Origin of the sequence: Streptomyces sp. NPDC091282, from assembly GCF_044757385.1 — a bacterium.
Classification (GTDB): Bacteria; Actinomycetota; Actinomycetes; order Streptomycetales; family Streptomycetaceae; genus Streptomyces; species Streptomyces gramineus.
Genome location: NZ_JBIVUX010000003.1, coordinates 779,296 through 797,427, shown reverse-complemented (window position 1 = coordinate 797,427; position 18,132 = coordinate 779,296). Strand labels below are relative to the sequence as shown.

Sequence of the window (18,132 nt, the reverse complement as noted above, 5' to 3'; positions counted from 1 at the left end):
CGGTGGCGCGATGGACGGTTGTCCATCGCGCCACCAAAAGGGGTGAACGGTCGTAACTTTCCCGTGCGGGACGCGTTCGGTCGCGCTAAGAGATCAGGCGGCAGCGAAACGTCACCTCGGGAGGGCGCGCGCGAGCTGCTGAAACGTCACGCCGACGCCAGTTCCCGCCGGGCCGTCCGGCGCCGGGCGGCCACCTCCGGGTCGAGGGCCGGTACGGCGGCCAGGAGTTGCCGGGTGTAGGGGTCCCGCGGGCTGTCGTAGACCTCGTCGGCGGGGCCCGCCTCGACGATCCGGCCGCGGCGCATCACCGCGACCCGGTCGCTGACCTGCCGGACCACCGCGAGGTCGTGCGCGACGAAGACCAGCGCCAGGCCGAGTTCCCGCTGCAGCTCGCCGAGCAGGGCGACGACCTGGGCCTGGGTGGTGACGTCCAGCGCGGAGACCGGCTCGTCGCAGACGATGACGCGCGGGTCGGCCGCGAGCGCCCGCGCGATGCCCACGCGCTGGCGCTGACCACCGCTGAACTCGTGCGGATAGCGCTCGTAGTGCGCCCCATCGAGCCCCACGCGCTCCAGCAGTTCGATCACCCGCCGCCGGACGGCGGTCCGGTCCCGTTCGCCCCGCGCGCGCAGCGGGTCGGCTATCGACTCGCCGACGCTGCGCCGCGGGTTGAGGGAGGACACCGGGTCCTGGAACACCATCTGGACGTCCGGCCGCACGCCCGCGCGCGCGTGTCCGTCGTACCGGATCTCGCCGGCCGTCGGCTCCAGCAGTCCGACCAGCATCCGGCCGAGCGTCGTCTTGCCGCTGCCGCTCTCGCCGACGATGCCGAGGGTCTCGCCCCTGCGGACGGTCAGCGACACGTCGTCCACGGCCGCGAACGCCGCCTTGCCGCGGCCGAACTCGCGCCGCAGCCCGGACGCCTCCAGCACCACCTCCCCGGACGCCTGCGAGGGCGCGCGCACCGCGTCCACGCGCGGGACGGCGGAGAGCAGTTCGCGGGTGTACGGCTGCGCGGGCGAGCCGAGCACGGCGGCGACCGGGCCCTGTTCGACGACGCGTCCGTGCCGCATGACCAGCACCTCCTCGACGCTCTCGGCGGCGACGCCCACGTCGTGGGTGACGAGCAGCAGGCCCATGCCGGTCTCCTCGCGCAGGGTGTGCAGCAGGTCGAGGATCTGGGCCTGCACGGTGACGTCGAGGGCGGTGGTGGGCTCGTCGGCGATCAGCAGGCCGGGCTCGCAGGCCAGCGCCATGGCGATCAGCGCGCGCTGGCGCATGCCGCCGCTGAACTCGTGCGGACGGGACCGGGACCGGCGCGGCGCGTCCGGGATGCCCACCCGGTCCAGGACCTCCACGGCACGCGCGCGTGCGGCCCGTCGTGACACGCGCGTGTGCACGCGGTACACCTCGGCGATCTGGTCGCCGATCGCGTAGTACGGGTCGAGGGAGGACAGCGGGTCCTGGAAGACCATCGCGGCCCTGGCGCCGCGCAGCCGGCGCAGTTCCTCCTCGGAGGCCGCCTGCACGTCGGTGCCGGCGACCTCGATCGTGCCGCCGACCCGCGCGCCCGTGCCGCGGTGCAGCCCGAGCAGGGCGGAGGCGACGGTGGACTTGCCGGAGCCGGACTCGCCGACCAACGCCAGGGCGCCGCCCGCGGCCAGGTCGAAGGAGAGTCCGTCGACGGCCCGCAGGTCGCCGAACTCGACGGTCAGATCGGTGACTCGGACCAGACTCACGTCAGTACCACCCGTCGGTCGGCCACCGCGTACAGCACGTCCGCGACGGCGTTGGCGAGGACCACGAAGAAACCGATGACCAGGACCATGCCGACGACGACGGGCAGGTCGACCACGGTGACCGCGTGGACGAGTTCCTGGCCGATGCCGGGGAGGCCGAAGAGGGTCTCGATGAGGACGGCGCCGCCCACGGCGCTGCCGAAGTCGTTGGCGTTCAGGGCGATGATCGGTGCCAGGGCGCCGCGCAGGGCGTGCCGGCCGACGATGGACCGTTCGCCCACGCCGTACGCCCGGAAGGTCCTGATGTGGTCCTCGGCGAGCGTCTCCAGCATCGACGCCCGTGTCATGCGCGCGAAGTAGGCCGCCTCGGCGAGCGCGAGGGTGAACCACGGCAGCAGCAGGTTCCAGGCCCACTGCTCGGGGTCGTCCGAGAAGGGGACGTACTCCGGGAACGGCAGCAGTTCCAGCTGGCCGCAGACCACGATCATCAGGACGAGCCCGATCACGAAGACCGGCGTCGACATGCCCGCCAGGGTGAGTCCGGTCAGGGCGCGTTCGGTGAACCGGCCGCGCCGCCAGGCGGAGAGGATGCCGGTGCCGACCCCGAGGACCAGCCAGAGCACCATGGCGCCGATCACCAGGGACAGGCTGACCGGCAGCTTGGTCAGGATGATCCGGGTGACCTGCTGGTCGCTCTGGTAGGAGAGGCCGAGGCAGGGTGCCGAGCAGTGCGCGACGGACGTGCCGGTGGAGAAGTCCTGGCCGGCGAAGACGCCTACCAGGAAGTGCCAGTACCGCAGGTACAGCGGGTCGTCGAGCCGGAGCTGCTGGGAGACCTGGTGCACCTGTTCCGGCGAGCAGCGCGGGCCGCAGGTGATCTGCGCGACGTTGCCCGGGGTGACGTAGAAGACGACGTAGACGATCACCGAGATGGCCAGCAGGGTGATCACCGCGCCGACGGCACGGCGCAGCGCGAATCCGGCGAAGCCGGTCATGACGAGGTCTCCTTCGCGGTGGCCGCCTTCGCCGTCTCCGTCGTGCCGGGCGCCTTCGCCTCCTGCTTGCGGCCCGTGCCGACGCGCAGCCGGGAGGCCGAGCGCGGGTCGAGGGCCGTGCGGATGCCGTCGCCGAGCACGGTGAGCGCGAGCACGGTCACGAACAGGGCGCCGGCCGGCAGCAGCAGGTACTGCGGGGCCGCCTGGTACCAGATGTCGGCCGAGGTCAGCATCTGTCCCCAGGACGGGGTCGGGGGCTTGACGCCCACGCCGAGGAAGGACAGCGAGGCCTCGATGGAGATGTTGGCGGGCACCATGAGCGCGGCGTAGGTGATGACGGGCGCGGCGAGGCCGGGCAGGAGTTCCCGGCGGGCGATCCGCCAGGTGCTCCAGCCGCTGAGCCGCGCGGCGGCCACGTAGTCGAGGTTCTTCAGGGAGAGCGTCGCGGCCCGGCTGATCTTGCCGATGGTGCCCCAGGCGACGAACCCGATGATGAGCGAGACGAGGACCGGCCGCGGGAAGCCCGCGGGCACGACGGCCAGCAGCGCCAGCGCCATGATGATCAGCGGCATGGCGACGATGATGTCGGTGACCCGGCTGAGCAGTTGATCGACCCAGCGGTTGCCGAGCGCGGCCGTGACGCCCACGACGACACCGAGGACGACCTGCACGGTGGTCGCGGCCAGCGCGACGCCCAGGGAGACCCGGGCCCCGTACACCAGCCGCGCGAACAGGTCGCGCCCGGTCTGCGGTTCGACGCCGAGCCAGTGGTCGCCGCTGACGCCGCCGAAGGAGCCGATCGGGACGCCCCCGCGCGCGGAGTCGACGAGGGACGGGTGGTAGGTGGTGGGGTCCTGGCCCTCGATGGCGGTGAGCAGCGGCGCCGCGAGGGCGACCAGGACGAGCAGCGCGACGACGCCGGCCGCGACGAGGGCGGCGCGCCGGGTGCGCAGCCGCCGCCAGAACTGACGGGCCCCCGAGGCCCCCGAGGCGGGCGCCTCGGGGGCCTGGGCGGCGAGAAGTGCCTCGCTCACGGCGTTACTTCACCGCGACCTGGGAGATGTCCAGGACGCCGGTCCAGTCGCTGATCACGACGTTCTTGATGTCCTTGCCGACCAGCCGCTTGTAGACCGGGTGGAACAGCGGCACGGTCAGGGCCTGCGCACCGATCTTCTTGTCCAGGGCGCCCCATCGCTGGGCGGCGGCGTCGAGATCGGTCAGCTTGTTGATCGCGTCGATCTCGGCGTTGACCGATGCGTCGTCGAGCTGGGCCGAGTTGAAGTTGGCGCCGTCCTTGACGATCTGCCGGCCGTCGAAGATCGGGGCGAGGAAGGGGCCGCCGGAGGGCCAGTCGGCACCCCACGCGGCGAGGAAGAAGCCCGGCTCGGTCTTCACGTCGTGGATCGTGTCGGAGTAGGTGTTGTCCTCCAGGCCCTGGAGCTTGACCGTGATGCCGGCCTTCTTGAGAGCGTCCTGGACGGCGGTCGCGATCTCGGGGCTGGTCCTGAAGTTCTGGGCGTTGTCGTGGGTCAGCGTGACGGTGAGGCCCTTCGGGTAGCCGGCCTCCTTCAGCAGTTCCTTGGCCTTGGCCGCGTTGCCGGTGTCGCCCGCGGGGAAGAGGTCGTAGGGCGTGTGGCCGAAGGACTTCTGGTCGGGCAGGTAGGTGGTGGCGGGCTCGGCCAGCGCGCTGCCGCCCGCCGCGTTGACCACGGAGGAGCGGTCGATCGCGTACGAGATCGCCTGGCGCACCTTGGCGTTGTCGAACGGCTTGACCTTCGGGTTGAAGGCTATGTAGTTGGTGTAGCCGAAGTGCCCGGTGCCGACGCGTGAGGCGAGTTCCTTGTCGCCGGTGACCTTGGCCAGTTCGGCCGGGCCGAGGTTGGTGTCCGTGGTGACGGCGGCGGCGTCCGTGCCCTGGGACGCCGACAGCCGCTGGTTGATCACCGAGGAGTCGAGCCCGGACTTCACGTCGATCCGGTCCGGGTAGGCCTTGCGCTGGTCGTCGACGGCGGCGGACCAGTTCGTGTTCCGCTCCAGCACCAGGTGCTCGCCGTCGTTCTCGTTCTTCACGACCTTGTAGGGGCCGGACGAGACCGGGTGCTCCTCGTACCTGGTGCCGGTGTCCTTGGCCTTCGGAACGGGCGTGAACTGCGTCTGCGTGGCCAGGTAAGGGAACTCGCCCTCGGGCTTGTTCAGGTGGAAGACGATCGTGCGGCTGTCCGGCGTCTCGATCGCCGAGAGGCCCTTCTTGTCCTTGTACGGCCCCTGGTAGCCGGCGGCGCCCGCCAGCCAGTCCCTCAGGTAGGGCGCGCCGCCGGAGAGTTCGGGGGCGAAGGAGCGCTCGATGCCGTACTTGATGTCGGCGGACGTGATCGGCGTCCCGTCCTCGAACTTGAGGCCCTTCTTCAGGGTGTACGTCCACACGGTCGCGTTCTGGCTCGGGCGCCCGGTGTCGGTGGCCAGGTCGGGGACGACCTTGGAGCCGGCCGCGCCGTTCGCGCGGTTGCGGGTGGTGAGCGTGCGGAAGACCAGGGAGGGCACGTTGCCGCCGCCGGAGGTGTACAGGCGGGCGGGGTCGAAGTCCGACTGCGGGTCGGAGTTCAGGACCGTGAGCGTGCCGCCCTTGTGCGGCGCGGAGTCGCCACCGGAGGCCTTGGCATCGTTGTCCTTCGGGCCGCAGGAGACGGCGCCCGCTGCCACGACCAGGCTGACGGATGCCACGGCCATGCGGCGCGTTACGGCGGACGGTTGACGCATCGGAATGACGACCTCTCGGAAGGCGTGTCTCGATCGGTGAGACAGATTGACGAGGAGTGAGACGGAAGTGAACACACGTCCGCCCGGGCGTCAGGCCGTCGAGAAAGCCGTGACACGGTCACGGCGGAAAGGAGAGATCGCGACGCGAACGCCCGGGGGCGAAGGTCAGCGACAGTGGATGTCGGCCACGCAGAGCGCGGTCACGCCGATGAGCGCCAGCTCGATGGCGGCGCGCGCGGAGGCGTGAAGGGACGACATGCCCAGAAATATGTATGAACTTTCTGCCCATGTCAATGTGACGTATGAGCCACCTGTCAACTCTTGGGGAACGGCCAGGCGTTGGGCAGACAGTGGATGCCGTCGTGGTCGAGGAACTTGGTCTGCTGCTGCATGACCGGCGCGAGTTCGCCGTCCTTGTCGCAGGTCACATGGCCGTAGCCGAGCCGGTGGCCGACCTCGTGATTGATCAGCATCTGCCGGTAGGCGTGGATCTTGTCACCGTACGTCCTGCTGCCCTGGGCCCACCGGTAGGCGTTGATCATGACGCGTTCGGTGGAGGCGGAGTCGCACGACACGTTGTCCTCGGTCGTGTCAAGACCGGACTTCGCGCACCACTTGGCGGTGGTTCCCGGACTGGCCAGGGTGATCACGAAGTCGGGGCGCCCGGAGGAGACCCGCGCGAAGGTGCGGGCGCCGTCGTGGGCCCAGCTGCGCTCGTCGTTCAGCGTCTTCTGCACGGCCGCGGCGAACAGTTCGCCGTCCAGGCCCAGTCCCCGCTCCACGTCGACGCGGTAGGTGTACTTCCGTCCCGTGCCGGGTGCCTTGGCGGTGCCGGGCACGGCGTCGAACTTCCCGGACCCGGTCAGCTCGGCGCCGAGCGGGTACTTCTCGCCCATCGCCTGCTCGTAGGAGAGCGCCGCGACGTGGGGCGAGGCGGAGACGGACGGCGTCGTACGGCCGTCGCCGCGCGAGGCGGGGCCGTCGGTGGTCCGTGTCTCGCCGGCGGCCGCGCGGGAGCCCGCGGAGCCGTCGCGGCCGTCGGCGACCTGCCCGGCGACGATCACCGCGAGCACGGTGGTGACGGCGGCGGCCGCGACGCCGGTGAGGGCGCGCCCCTTGCCGCCCCTGGGCTGCGCGGGTTCAGCGGCGGACGCCGGGTCGCCGCCGTCGCCGTCGGAGCCGTCGCGGTCGTCGGAGCCGTACGGCTCGGAGGCGAGCGCGGAGGTGTGCGGGCCCGCGGCCGGGCCCGTGGAGGGTGCGGACGTCCTCGCGCGGCGGGCGCCGGGGAGCGGCGTGAAGACGTCGACGTCCTCGGTGAAGGCGTCGACGTACTCCTGCCGCGGCCCTCCGGGCACGTCCCGCCGCTGCCGCGGTACCGCCGGCCCGGCGGCGGCCGGTCCGCCCACCTGGCCCCAGCCGCCGCCCGCCTCACGCTGTTCGGGATGGCCGCCCCGGACCCGGGGCACACCGCGGGCGGGCGTCCCGTCGCCGAAGCGCGGCACCCCGTGCGCCGGGGTGCCGTCGGACGGCCGGGGCACTCCGCGCGCGGGCGTTCCGTCGCCGAGGCGTGGCGTCCCGCGCGCGGGGGTGCCGTCGGGCGGTCGCGGGGAGCCTCCCGGGGGCGTGCCGTCCCGGCGGCGCGTGAAGCCGGGCGGAAGGTCCTGGGCCGGGCGGGGCACCCGGACGGCGCCGTCGCGTCCGGCCGTGCCCGGGTCCGTGTTCCGTGCCGCTTCTATGCCGCTGGTGTCCGCGGCCTCGCCCTTGGGTGCCGGTCCGCGGCGGCTGTGGCGTCCCACTCGGTCCTCAGCCCCTCGCGCCCGGCGCGCCGTCGCCGGCGCCCCGCTCGTCGGTGTCCGCGAGGAGTTCGCGGAAGGCCCCAGCCACCGTCTCCGGGTACTCCATCATCGCCACGTGCCCGGCGTCCGGCATCGACAGCAGCCGGGCGTTGCGGAAGGTGCGCGCGGCCTTCGGGGCCATGCGGTAGCCGACCAGCTGGTCGCGGCCGCCGTAGATCAGCAGGGTCGGGGCGAGGACGCGCTCGGCCTGCCGCCAGAGCCCGTGCTGCCCGCCCAGCGTGTAGGCGTTGACGATCCCGCGCGCGGAGCGCGCCATCGCGTCCCAGAAGTACGGCAGCCGCAGCCGCCGCTCCAGCTCCTGCACCGCGTGCTCGAACGCCTCGGGCGAGACCCGGCCGGGGTCGCCGTAGCAGAGCGCCAGCACGCCGCGCACCCGCTGTTCGGCGGTCCACTTGCCGGTCGTGCGGGTGAGCAGTCCGGCGACGCCGGGCAGGCCGAGCAGCACCGTCGGCACGGCCGTGCGCTGCACGCGCAGTTCGGGCAGGGCAGGTGAGACGAGCGTCAGCGTGCGGACCAGGTCGGGGCGTACGGCGGCGACCCGGGTGCTGACCGCGCCGCCGAGCGAGTTGCCGAAGAGGTGGACGGGACCGCGGCCGAACGCGTCCAGGTAGCGGATGATCGCGCGCGCGTGCCCGGTGACCGAGTAGTCGCCGTCGTCCGGTGGCGGGGAGTCGCCGAAGCCGGGCAGGTCGACCGCCTCGCCGTCCACGACGTCTTCGAGCCGCTGCATCAGGTCCGACCAGTTCTGCGAGGAGCCGCCCAGTCCGTGGACGTACAGCGCGGGCGGCAGACCCGCGCGCGCGGACGGCCTGGACCGGATGCTGAGGGTGACCCCGGGCAGCCCCACCGACCGCAGCCGCTCGCCCTCTGCGATCCTGACGGCCGCCGCCTCGGGGAGCACGCTGGTCGGCGGCACGGACGGCAGCTCGGTCGAAGACATGCGCCAATGTTACGAGACGATCACACCGTGATTCGTGTGTTCGCCGTCACAGAACCGGCCGGGCGAGCCGCGGTCGCGCGGCCCTCGGGCCGGCCCCGGCGTCCGGCGACGCGGACCGTGCGGCAGGCCGTCCATTGCATAGCGTCCGCATCCGGTGTCTCCTACGCTCGATAAGAGGGCACCCGTTCCTGGCCGCCCTGCTTCTGCCAGGGACATTCGATGGAAGGGAGCCCACCATGGCCTATGAACCCACCGACCCCGACGTGCTCGACGACCTGCAGCCCGAGGCGCAGGACGCCCCGGAGATCGACGTCGAGGCGCCGGAGGGCGACGCAGCGGAGCAGCAGACGGATGTCGCGCCGTCCCGTGACGACCCGCTCACCGGAGTGGCCGAGGACCGCGCGAACGAGGCCGACCTCATCGAACAGGCGCGCGTGGTCTCCCTCGACGAGGACGACTACCGCTGACCGCGCGGGCTCCGGCGGGGCGGCTCGGTCCGTCCGCATTTCCCGGTGCGGCTTTCGCCGCCGTCCGGTACGTGAAATTCTGCGCTCGCACCGCGCACAGCACGGTTACCGAAAAGTACGATGGCCGAGCGGCGTAATCCGCACGTGGACGATTTTGGGAGGCGGCGTGACAGCCATCGAGCAGACAGAGGCGGCGCGCCCGCGGGGCACGCGCCTGCCGCGCCGTGCCCGTCGGAACCAGTTGCTGGGCGCCGCCCAGGAAGTCTTCGTCGCGCAGGGGTACCACGCGGCGGCGATGGACGACATCGCCGAGCGCGCGGGAGTCAGCAAGCCGGTGCTCTACCAGCACTTCCCGGGCAAGCTCGATCTCTACCTGGCCCTGCTGGACCAGCACTGCGACGCCCTGATCCACGCGGTGCGCGGCGCGCTCGCCTCGACGACCGACAACAAGCAGCGCGTGCGGGCGACCATGGACGCCTACTTCGCGTACGTCGAGGACGACGGCGGCGCCTTCCGGCTCGTCTTCGAGTCCGACCTGACCAACGAGCCCGCGGTGCGGGAGCGCGTCGACAAGGTCACCACCGAGTGCGCCGAGGCGATCTGCGAGGTGATCGCGGAGGACACCGGCCTCTCGCGTGCCGAGTCGATGCTGCTGGCCTCCGGCCTCGGCGGCCTCGCCCAGGTGGTGGCGCGCTCCTGGCTGCACAGCGACCGGAGCGTGCCGCGCGACCAGGCGGTGCAGCTGCTGGCGTCGCTGGCCTGGCGGGGCATCGCCGGGTTCCCGCTGCACGGCATCGACCACCACTGAGGCGGTCGCGGCTCCCGCGGGGACGGCATTCCCGTTCGGTGTTCGCTCCTGGCGTGCCCGCCCACAGCGTGTACGTCCCCTCACCGGGCTAATGTGTGCTGCGTACGGCGCGGAAGGTCGCGCACTTCACTGACCGTCGGAGGGACATAGCCGTGGAGGTCAAGATCGGCGTGCAGCACGCGCCCCGCGAGATCGTGCTGGAGAGCGGTCTGAACGCCGAGGAGGTCGAGCGCCTCGTCGCCGACGCCCTGGCCGGCAAGTCGCAGGTGCTGTCCCTGGAGGACGAGCGCGGCCGCAAGGTGCTGGTCCCGACGGACCGCCTGGCGTACATCGAGCTCGGCGAGCCGACGGTGCGCAAGGTGGGCTTCAGCGCGGTCTAGCCACAGCAGCGCGGAGGGGCCCGGCGGACACACGTCCGCCGGGCCCCTCCGTCGTGTCCGCCCTCCACATCCGGCGCACAAGTCACCCACAGGGGAGGATTGCATTCCGCAGGTCACGGGTATGACCGCCTACGACCGTGAAGCACCGGCCGGCCGTGGGAGGGACCCTCGTGATGCTGCTGGAAGTCCTTGGATCCGCACTGCTCGGCGTGGCCCTGTCGTGGGCCGCCGCCGGGCGTCTCGCCCATCGCCTTCCGGCCCGTCCGCTGGTGTTCTGCACGGGCGTCGCGGGTGCCCTCTTCGGCGACTTCGTCACGCACAGCGCACTCGGTCCCGGCACGGTCCTGGTGAGTCTGCTGGGCGCCGCGATCGTCGCGGCGGCGTCCCTGTCGCTGCTGCTCCGCCCGGCCGGCCGCCACCTGCGCCGACGATCGATCCCGGCGTAGCGCCGAGCGCCGCCGCCACGGGATCCACCGCCCCGGAACGCCGCGCGACCGCCCGCCTTTGGCCGCGGTCGCGCGACTCCGGGTTCCGGGTACTAGGCGGCCAGCCCCAGCGCCGCCATCCGCTTCGTGTGGGCCTCGGTGATCCGCGAGAACATCCGCCCGACCTCGGCGAGGTCGAAGCCGTCGGCCACCCCGCCCACCAGCATGGTCGACAGCGCGTCCCGGTCGGCGACCACGCGCTGGGACTGCGACAGCGCCTCGCCCATCAGCCGCCGCGCCCACAGCGCCAGCCGGCCCCCGACCCGCGGATCGGCGTCGATGGCCGCCCGCACCCGGTCCACGGCGAAGCCGGCGTGCCCGGTGTCGTCCAGCACGGCCAGCACCAGTTCACGCGTGTCCGAATCCAGGCGGGCCGCGACCTCGCGGTAGAAGTCACTGGCGATCGAGTCGCCCACGTACGCCTTGACCAGGCCCTCCAGCCAGTCCGAGGGCGCCGTCTGACGGTGGAAGCCGTCCAGGGCGGCGACGAACGGCTCCATCGCCTGGGTCGCGTCCTCGCCGATCTCCGTCAGCCGGTTCCGCAACCGCTCGAAGTGCTGGAACTCCGAGGACGCCATCTTCGCCAGCTCGGCCTTGTCCGCCAGCGAGGGCGCCAGCTTGGCGTCCTCCGCGAGACGCTCGAACGCCGCGAGCTCGCCGTACGCGAGGGCGCCGAGCAGGTCCACGACCGCGGCACGGTACTGCGGGTCCGCGGCCGCCCGCGCCCAGTCCTGGGCGGCGACACCGGTCGGTTCGGCGGAGGCGGTCTCAGGCTTGTCAGAGCTCGTCATGAAGCGCACAATAGCCCGCCCGCCGCCTCCGGGAACCCCCGGGAACCCCGAGGAAAGCCCCCGGAAAGCCCGGACAAGTGAGCGGGAAGCCGCTGGTCAGCCACTGTGACTACCACGACGTGACCGAATCGGCCATCACATGTGCACGATTCCGGGGTATGGTGGTAATGCGCCTGCTGGTACGCCGTCGCATTCGGACGTACCTCGACAGGCCGCACGTATGAGGATGCCCGGTCGGTGGCCCGATCGGCTCCGACCCGACAGCCCTCCCGGCGCGTACGGCACATCGCGTACGACGACCGGAGGGACACCTCAGCGGTACGAGCGCTAGAGCGTCGGCAGAGGTCCCGTGTCATACGGCGTGCCCCACAGGCCCGCTCGTAAGGCAGCCGACGTCCCCCGGCACGGTCCGTCAAAGACCCCCGCGCTCGCCTCGGACCGCGATACACAGAAGAGGCAGCACCCTGACTACGACGTTTCGAGAACTCGGGATCCTTCCCGAGACCGCCGAGGCCCTGGAAGCCGTCGGCATCATCAACCCCTTCCCCATCCAGGAGATGACACTCCCGGTCGCCCTGTCCGGCACCGACGTCATCGGCCAGGCCAAGACCGGCACGGGCAAGACCCTCGGCTTCGGTCTGCCGCTCCTGGAGCGCGTGACCGTCCCCGCCGACGTGGAGGCGGGCCGCGCGGCCCCCGAGGCCCTCACCGACGCCCCGCAGGCGCTCGTCGTCGTCCCCACGCGCGAGCTGTGCACCCAGGTCACCAACGACCTGCTCACCGCCGGCAAGGTCCGTAACGTGCGCGTGCTCGCCATCTACGGCGGCCGGGCCTACGAGCCGCAGGTCGAGGCCCTGAAGAAGGGCGTCGACGTGGTCGTCGGCACCCCGGGCCGGCTCCTCGACCTCGCGGGCCAGAAGAAGCTGAACCTGAAGCACATCAAGTCGCTCGTCCTGGACGAGGCCGACGAGATGCTCGACCTGGGCTTCCTGCCCGACGTCGAGAAGATCATCAACATGCTTCCGGCCAAGCGCCAGACCATGCTGTTCTCGGCGACCATGCCGGGCGCGGTCATCGGCCTCGCCCGCCGGTACATGAGCCAGCCCACCCACATCCGCGCCGCCGCGCCGGACGACACGGGCGCCACCGTCGCGAACATCGCGCAGTTCGTCTACCGCGCGCACTCCATGGACAAGCCGGAGATGGTCGCCCGGATCCTCCAGGCCGAGGGCCGCGGACTGGCGATGATCTTCTGCCGGACCAAGCGCACCGCCGCCGACATCGCCGAGCAGCTCCAGCGCCGCGGCTTCGCCTCCGGCGCCGTCCACGGCGACCTGGGCCAGGGCGCCCGCGAGCAGGCGCTGCGCGCGTTCCGCAACGGCAAGGTGGATGTCCTCGTCTGCACCGACGTGGCCGCGCGCGGCATCGACGTCGAGGGCGTCACCCACGTCATCAACTACCAGTCCCCCGAGGACGAGAAGACCTTCCTGCACCGGGTCGGCCGTACCGGCCGCGCGGGCAACTCGGGTACGGCGATCACCTTCGTCGACTGGGACGACATCCCGCGCTGGCAGCTCATCAACAAGGCGCTGGAGCTCGGCTTCCACGAGCCGGTGGAGACGTACTCGACCTCCCCGCACTTCTTCGAGGAGCTGAAGATCCCGGCGGGCACCAAGGGTGTCCTGCCGCGGTCGGAGCGCACCCGCGCCGGGCTCGACGCGGAAGAGGTGGAGGACCTGGGCGAGACCGGCGGCCGCGGTGGCCGCGGTCGCGGTGGCCGGGGCGACCGTGCCGAGGCCCGCTCGGAGGAGCGGGAGCGTCCGGCCCGCAGCCCGCGCCGCCGTCGTCGCACCCGCTCGGGCACCTCCCTGGACCAGGCGGCCGGTACGCCGTCCTCGACGCCGTCCGCCGAGTCCGCGCCGACCGCCGCCGAGTCCGTCACGGCGTCGGAGCCCGCGGGCACCCGCACCCCGCGCCGCCGTCGTCGTACGCGCGGCGGGGCGTCGGGCGAGCCGGTGGCCGCCGCCGCGCCGCGGGCCGTGACGCCCGAGACGGTCGTGGAGACCGTCGAGGCCGTGGTGGAGGCCGTGGAGGCCGTGGCGGAGTCCGTCGCCGCGGAGAAGCCGCGTCGCCGCCGTACCCGCAAGGCCGCGGAGGCCGCGGTGACGCCGGCCGCCGAGGTCACGGAGTCCGCGCCGGAGCCCGTCCGGGCCGTCGAGACCGTCGAGGCCCCGGTGACGCCGGTCCGCCGCCGTACCCGCAAGGCCGCCGAGCCGGCCGAGGCAGCCGTGACCGCGGCCGAACCCGTGGTCGCGGAGGAGCCGAAGCCGCGCCGCACCCGCAAGGCGGCAGCCGCCGCCGAGACGGTGGCGGACACCGCCGAGGCCACCGAGGCCAAGCCGCGTCGCACCCGCAAGACGGCAGCCGCCGCCGAAGCGGCCGTCGACACCGCCGAAGCCACCGAGGCCAAGCCCCGCCGCACCCGCAAGACCGCGGCCACCGCCCCCGCGGTGACCGAGGCCGCGGCCGACACCGAGCCGGCCAAGCCGCGCCGCACCCGCAAGACGGCAGCCGCCGCGGAAGCGGCCGTCGACACCGCGGAGGCCACCGAGGCCAAGCCGCGCCGCACTCGGAAGACGGCGGCCGCCGCCGAGACGGTGGCGGACACCGCCGAGGCCACCGAGGCCAAGCCGCGCCGGACCCGCAAGACGGCAGCAGCCGCCGAAGCGGCCGTCGACACCGCCGAAGCCACCGAGGCCAAGCCCCGCCGCACCCGCAAGACGGCAGCAGCCGCCCCCGCGGTGGCGGACACCGCTGAGGCCACCGAGGCCAAGCCGCGTCGGACCCGCAAGGCGGCAGCCGCCGCCACCGCTGCGGGCATCCCGGCGCAGGCCAGCGAGGAGCCGGAGGCCAAGCCGAGGCGCCGTACCACCCGCAAGGCGGCCGAGTCCGTCGAGGCGGTCGGCCCGGCCGACGCCGTCGAGGCGGAGGCGAAGCCGAAGGCCCGCAGGACCCGGAAGGCCGCCACGGCGGCACCGGAGGCCTGAGCACCTCACCGAACGGCCCGGCCCACCCCGTGTGGGCCGGGCCGTTCGGCGTTCCCGGCCCCGCTGCCGGCCCGACGACCGCCGGATAACCTCTCCCCATGAGCAGGCCTCGCACCTTCGCCCCGCCCGCCGGTGCCCGCGCGTACGCGCTCGCCACCGCACGCGGTGAGTTCGCCGTCGTCGACTCTCCCGCGGCCGCCGGGGCCGAGCCCGGAGGGACCGCGCTGCTGCTGCCCGGATACACCGGCAGCAAGGAGGACTTCACCTTCCTGCACGAGGCACTGGGTGCGCGGGGCTACCGGACCGTCGCCGTCGACGGACGCGGCCAGTTCGAGTCGGACGGCCCTGCCGACGACGAATCGGCCTACGCCCAGGAGGAGTTGGCGCGTGACGTGCTCGCGCAGTCGGCCGCGGTGAGCGACGGCGGGCCCGTGCATCTGCTGGGGCACTCCCTCGGCGGCCAGATCGCGCGCGCGGCCGTCCTGCTCGACCACACGCCCTTCCGTTCGCTGACGCTGATGTCCTCGGGTCCGGCGCAGATCTCCGTGCCGCAGCAGCAGCGGGTGAAGCTGCTGCGGGACGCGCTGGCGGTGCTGCCGATGGCCGAGGTGTGGGAGGCCATGCAGGCCATGGAGGCGCCGGAGGAGCTGACGGAGCCGGACGAGGGCGGCCGCGCGGACCAGGCGGATCTGCGGCGCCGCTGGCTGGGCAACAAGCCTGCCCAACTCCTCGCGGCCGGGCGCCAGTTGTGCACCGAGCCGGACCGCGTCGAGGAACTCGCCGCGGTGCCGCTGCCGTTCCACGTGCTGTCGGGGGCGCGGGACGACACCTGGCCGCTGCCGCTGCTGGACGACATGGCGCTACGGCTGCGCGCGCACCGGACGGTCGTCGACGGTGCCGACCACTCCCCCAACACCGACCGCCCCGCCCCCACCGCCGTGGCGATCGCCGACTTCTGGGACGGCACGGACGACCGGCGGCGGACCGCCGGCTAGCGCACCCGCCGACCGGAACCGCACCGGGGGCGTCACCCGGGCCGGGGCCTTTCTCTCAGATCATCGGATCGTTGGTCCGGGTGTGTCGTTGACTGATGCTCAGCGGGCGCGGACGGAGCCGGTGTCACGAAGAGGTGGGCCGCGGTGGCGAGGGTGACGTGCCGGCGCCGCTCCCGGGGTCTGCGGAGGGGTGGCCCGGGGGCGCCAGGCTGCGCAGGACGCAGAACTCGTTGCCCTCGGGGTCCGCCATCACCACCCAGTTGCGGCCCGGCCCCTGGCCCACGTCCGCGGTGGTGGCGCCGAGGGCCTGCAGCCTGGCCACCTCCTGGTCGGTGGAGGCGTCGATCGGGGTGATGTCGAGGTGGAGCCGGTTCTTGCCCCTGCGGCCCTCGGGCACCCGGATGAACAGCAGGGTGGGTGGCATCTGCCGGACCCGGACCGCCTCGACGGTCGGCTCCCAGGAGGCGATCTCGACCTTGTCCTCGCGCCGTTCGATCACCTGGAAGTCCAGGGCCGCGCACCAGAAGGCTGCGAGCCGCTCGGGGTCGTGGCAGTCGACGACCAACTCCATGAACCTGCTCGTCATGACGCTCCGTCCGGTGCCGGGAGGGTGAGGGGGAGGGGCTCGCGGCCGGGCGCCGCGGCCTCCAGTTCGTCGACGGTGCCGGACATGACCGTGCGCAGGTGGGCGGTGAGGTGCGGCAGGGGCCAGTCCCACCAGGCCAGGGCCAGCAGGCGGTCGACGTCGGCGTCGTCGTGGCGGCGTCGCAGCAGCCGGGCGGGGTTGCCGCCGACGACGCCGTAGTCGGGCACGTCGTCGACGACCACGGAGCCGGCGGCGACGATCGCCCCGTGCCCGATCCGTACCCCGGGCATCACCACGGCCCCGTAACCGAGCCAGACGTCGTTGCCGATGATGGTGTCACCGCGCCCTGGCAGGCCGGTGAGGAGGTCGAAGTGGTCGGCCCAGGAGCCTCCCATGATCGGGAAGGGGAACGTCGAGGGGCCGTCCATCCGGTGGTTGGCGCCGTTCATGAGGAACCGCACGCCCTCGGCGAGTGCGCAGAACCTCCCGATGACGAGTTTCTCGGGCCCGTAGTGGTAGAGGACGTTGCGGGACTCGAAGGCGGTCGGGTCCGTCGGGTCGTCGTAGTAGGTGAACTCCCCCACCTCGATCAGGGGGGATGTCACCAGCGGCCGGAGCAGCACGACCCGGGTCTGGTCGGGCATCGGGTGGAGCACGGTCGGGTCGGCGGGTGCGGGTGGCATCGGTGGTGGTTTCCTCTCGGGGCGGGGTCAGGCGTGGTCGGGGCGTTCGGGCACGTCGGGGGCGCCGAACCAGTGGGCGAGCGCCGCGCGCAGGGCCGGGGCGGCGCTGTCGGTGGGTTCCCCGACGGCCGCGGCCCAGGCGACGTGCGCGTCCGGGCGGACCAGGACGGCGTCGGCGGTGCGGTCCGAGGTGGCGGTGGTGCGGACGTCGACGCGGGAGCCCCAGTCCGCTGCCGCGCGGCGGAGGTCCGGGCGGTCGGCGAGGTCCAGGAGGACGGGCCGCGCGGTGGGCATGAGGCCGCCCCCACCCGCCGTCGCCGGGTCGGCGGACGCGGCGGGGCCGGGGAGGAACCCTCCGGCCATCGGGTGGTGCCCGGGCGGCCCCGGCACCGGGTGGCGGACGTCGGCTCCGGCGACGAGTGCCGCGGTGCGGCGCAGCGGCTGTTCGTCGGTGAGCAATTCCTGGACGACCTCGCGGAGCGCTTCGGCGGCGGGGTCGGTTCCGCGGCGCAGCGCCACCTGGGCCCGGGCGTGGAGCATGGTGCGGTCGTTGGCGGAGTGCCGTTCGTCGTGATAGCTGTCCAGCAGGCCGTCGGGGGCCTGGCCATGGAGGGCGACGGCCAGTTTCCAGGCCAGGTTGACGGCGTCGAGCATGCCCGCGTTGATCGCCACGCCGGTGGCCGGGAAGAGGTGGGCGGCGTCACCGGCCAGCAGGATCCGCCCTTTCCGGTACTGCTCGGCGTGCCGCGCCTTGAAGGTGAACCGCGACAACCGGACCGCCTCGCGCACGGGGATCCCCGCGCCGAGGACGCGGTACAGGCTGTCCTGGAGTTCGGCTGGGGTCATCGGGGTGTCGTCGTCGTACTCGTCGGCCTCCTCCTCGACGGTGTAGAGGGAGACCACGGGCGAGCCGGGCGACGCGCCGACCCCGAGGAGGCCGCGCTCCGTCCGGGTGAAGCCGCCGCGGACCGCGCCGAGACGGGGGACGTCGAGGTCGCCGTTGCCGTGCACGGTCACCGTGTCAGGGAGGATGACCTGGGCCAGCCGGTTGACCTCCGGATAGGAGGTGCCGGGGAAGGCGATGCCGGCTCCGTCCCGGACGGGGCTGCGGGCGCCGTCACAGCCCACCAGGTAGGCGGCGTCCACCCGGTACGGCCCTTCCGGGCCGAGAACCTCGGCGCTGACGCTCCTCCCGTCCTGCCGAACGCCGGTCACCCGGTGCCCGCGGCGGACCTCGGCCCCGAGTTCGGCGGCGCGTTCGTCCAGCAGTTCCTCCAAGCGCTGCTGCGGGAGGGGCAGGGCGCGCAGCGGAGGGTCGGCGAGCCCCGTCAGGTCGAGGTGGATGCCGCCGAACGGGAACCTCGGGGCCGGGGACGGGCCGGGGCAGGCGGCCTCGAACCGTTCCAACAAGCCGCGGTGGCGCAGCAGTTCGAGGATCTGTCCCCCGATGCCGCCCGCCTTCGGGGTGTTCCCACGGACGGCCCGCTGCTCCAGCACCAGGGTGTGCACCCCGGCCAGGCGCAGTTCGCAGGCCAGCGTCAGCCCGGTCGGGCCGGCGCCGACGACAATCACTTCAGCATCCATGCGCTCTCCCTGCCGGTGC

The 18,132-nt window shown here is 73.0% G+C and carries 17 protein-coding genes; 6 read left to right on the top strand and 11 right to left on the bottom strand.

The window, feature by feature from the left end; all coding sequences use genetic code 11:
• Positions 1-146: 146 nt before the first annotated feature.
• From ACIQOE_RS17560 to ACIQOE_RS17530, 7 genes are all read right to left on the bottom strand, one after another.
• A complete protein-coding gene (locus tag ACIQOE_RS17560; RefSeq protein WP_401412232.1) occupies positions 147-1,739 on the bottom strand; it encodes a dipeptide ABC transporter ATP-binding protein in 1,593 nt (530 codons plus the stop codon).
• Complete coding sequence (locus tag ACIQOE_RS17555; RefSeq protein WP_365556621.1) at positions 1,736-2,734, bottom strand: ABC transporter permease; 999 nt, start codon at positions 2,732-2,734, stop codon at positions 1,736-1,738. The genes ACIQOE_RS17560 and ACIQOE_RS17555 overlap by 4 nt, the downstream gene beginning before the upstream one ends.
• A complete protein-coding gene (locus tag ACIQOE_RS17550) occupies positions 2,731-3,768 on the bottom strand; it encodes an ABC transporter permease (protein ID WP_401412230.1) in 1,038 nt (345 codons plus the stop codon). Before ACIQOE_RS17550 ends, ACIQOE_RS17555 begins: the two co-directional genes overlap by 4 nt.
• A 4-nt stretch (positions 3,769-3,772) precedes the next feature.
• Positions 3,773-5,491: an ABC transporter substrate-binding protein gene (locus tag ACIQOE_RS17545; protein ID WP_401412228.1), complete on the bottom strand. Its 1,719-nt coding sequence runs from the start codon at positions 5,489-5,491 to the stop codon at positions 3,773-3,775.
• 165 nt (positions 5,492-5,656) lie between these two features.
• Positions 5,657-5,749, bottom strand: coding sequence for an Ms4533A family Cys-rich leader peptide (locus ACIQOE_RS17540; RefSeq protein WP_351321593.1), 93 nt, complete (start codon positions 5,747-5,749; stop codon positions 5,657-5,659).
• Between the two features lie 56 nt (positions 5,750-5,805).
• A complete protein-coding gene (locus ACIQOE_RS17535; RefSeq protein WP_401412226.1) occupies positions 5,806-7,287 on the bottom strand; it encodes a DUF3152 domain-containing protein in 1,482 nt (493 codons plus the stop codon).
• A 7-nt stretch (positions 7,288-7,294) separates the two neighbouring features.
• Entirely contained in the window at positions 7,295-8,287 is a 993-nt protein-coding gene (locus ACIQOE_RS17530; protein ID WP_351321589.1) for an alpha/beta hydrolase, read from the bottom strand.
• Positions 8,288-8,523: 236 nt separating this feature from the next.
• Between ACIQOE_RS17530 and ACIQOE_RS17525 the strand changes: the two genes are divergently transcribed.
• The 4 genes from ACIQOE_RS17525 (at position 8,524) to ACIQOE_RS17510 (ending at position 10,388) form a co-directional block, all read left to right on the top strand.
• Positions 8,524-8,754, top strand: a complete 231-nt coding sequence (locus ACIQOE_RS17525) for a hypothetical protein (RefSeq protein ID WP_351321587.1) — start codon at positions 8,524-8,526, stop codon at positions 8,752-8,754.
• A gap of 166 nt (positions 8,755-8,920) precedes the next feature.
• Entirely contained in the window at positions 8,921-9,562 is a 642-nt protein-coding gene (locus tag ACIQOE_RS17520; RefSeq protein ID WP_351321585.1) for a TetR/AcrR family transcriptional regulator, read from the top strand.
• A 152-nt stretch (positions 9,563-9,714) separates the two neighbouring features.
• Positions 9,715-9,942 carry a DUF3107 domain-containing protein gene (locus ACIQOE_RS17515; protein WP_046730492.1) on the top strand — a complete coding sequence of 76 codons (228 nt, stop codon included), beginning with the start codon at positions 9,715-9,717 and terminating at the stop codon, positions 9,940-9,942.
• Between the two features lie 173 nt (positions 9,943-10,115).
• On the top strand, positions 10,116-10,388 hold the full coding sequence (locus ACIQOE_RS17510) for a hypothetical protein (RefSeq protein ID WP_351321583.1): 273 nt from the start codon (positions 10,116-10,118) through the stop codon (positions 10,386-10,388).
• Positions 10,389-10,480: 92 nt separating this feature from the next.
• Here ACIQOE_RS17510 and ACIQOE_RS17505 read toward each other — a convergent pair whose 3' ends face one another.
• On the bottom strand, positions 10,481-11,227 hold the full coding sequence (locus ACIQOE_RS17505) for a ferritin-like fold-containing protein (protein ID WP_351321581.1): 747 nt from the start codon (positions 11,225-11,227) through the stop codon (positions 10,481-10,483).
• A gap of 548 nt (positions 11,228-11,775) precedes the next feature.
• Between ACIQOE_RS17505 and ACIQOE_RS17500 the strand changes: the two genes are divergently transcribed.
• The gene (locus ACIQOE_RS17500; protein ID WP_401412223.1) at positions 11,776-14,265 is read left to right on the top strand and encodes a DEAD/DEAH box helicase; all 2,490 of its coding nucleotides are present in this window, start codon (positions 11,776-11,778) and stop codon (positions 14,263-14,265) included.
• A 98-nt stretch (positions 14,266-14,363) separates the two neighbouring features.
• Entirely contained in the window at positions 14,364-15,260 is an 897-nt protein-coding gene (locus ACIQOE_RS17495; RefSeq protein ID WP_401412221.1) for an alpha/beta fold hydrolase, read from the top strand.
• A gap of 124 nt (positions 15,261-15,384) precedes the next feature.
• On the opposite strand, the gene ACIQOE_RS17490 is transcribed toward ACIQOE_RS17495, so the two are convergent.
• Genes ACIQOE_RS17490 through ACIQOE_RS17480 form a run of 3 tightly spaced genes read right to left on the bottom strand, consistent with a single transcriptional unit; the run spans position 15,385 to position 18,113 of the window.
• On the bottom strand, positions 15,385-15,846 hold the full coding sequence (locus ACIQOE_RS17490; RefSeq protein WP_365556635.1) for a VOC family protein: 462 nt from the start codon (positions 15,844-15,846) through the stop codon (positions 15,385-15,387).
• Complete coding sequence (locus ACIQOE_RS17485; RefSeq protein WP_365556637.1) at positions 15,843-16,529, bottom strand: CatB-related O-acetyltransferase; 687 nt, start codon at positions 16,527-16,529, stop codon at positions 15,843-15,845. The genes ACIQOE_RS17490 and ACIQOE_RS17485 overlap by 4 nt, the downstream gene beginning before the upstream one ends.
• 27 nt (positions 16,530-16,556) lie before the next feature.
• The gene (locus ACIQOE_RS17480; protein WP_365573880.1) at positions 16,557-18,113 is read right to left on the bottom strand and encodes an FAD-dependent monooxygenase; all 1,557 of its coding nucleotides are present in this window, start codon (positions 18,111-18,113) and stop codon (positions 16,557-16,559) included.
• Between the last annotated feature and the right edge of the window lie 19 nt (positions 18,114-18,132).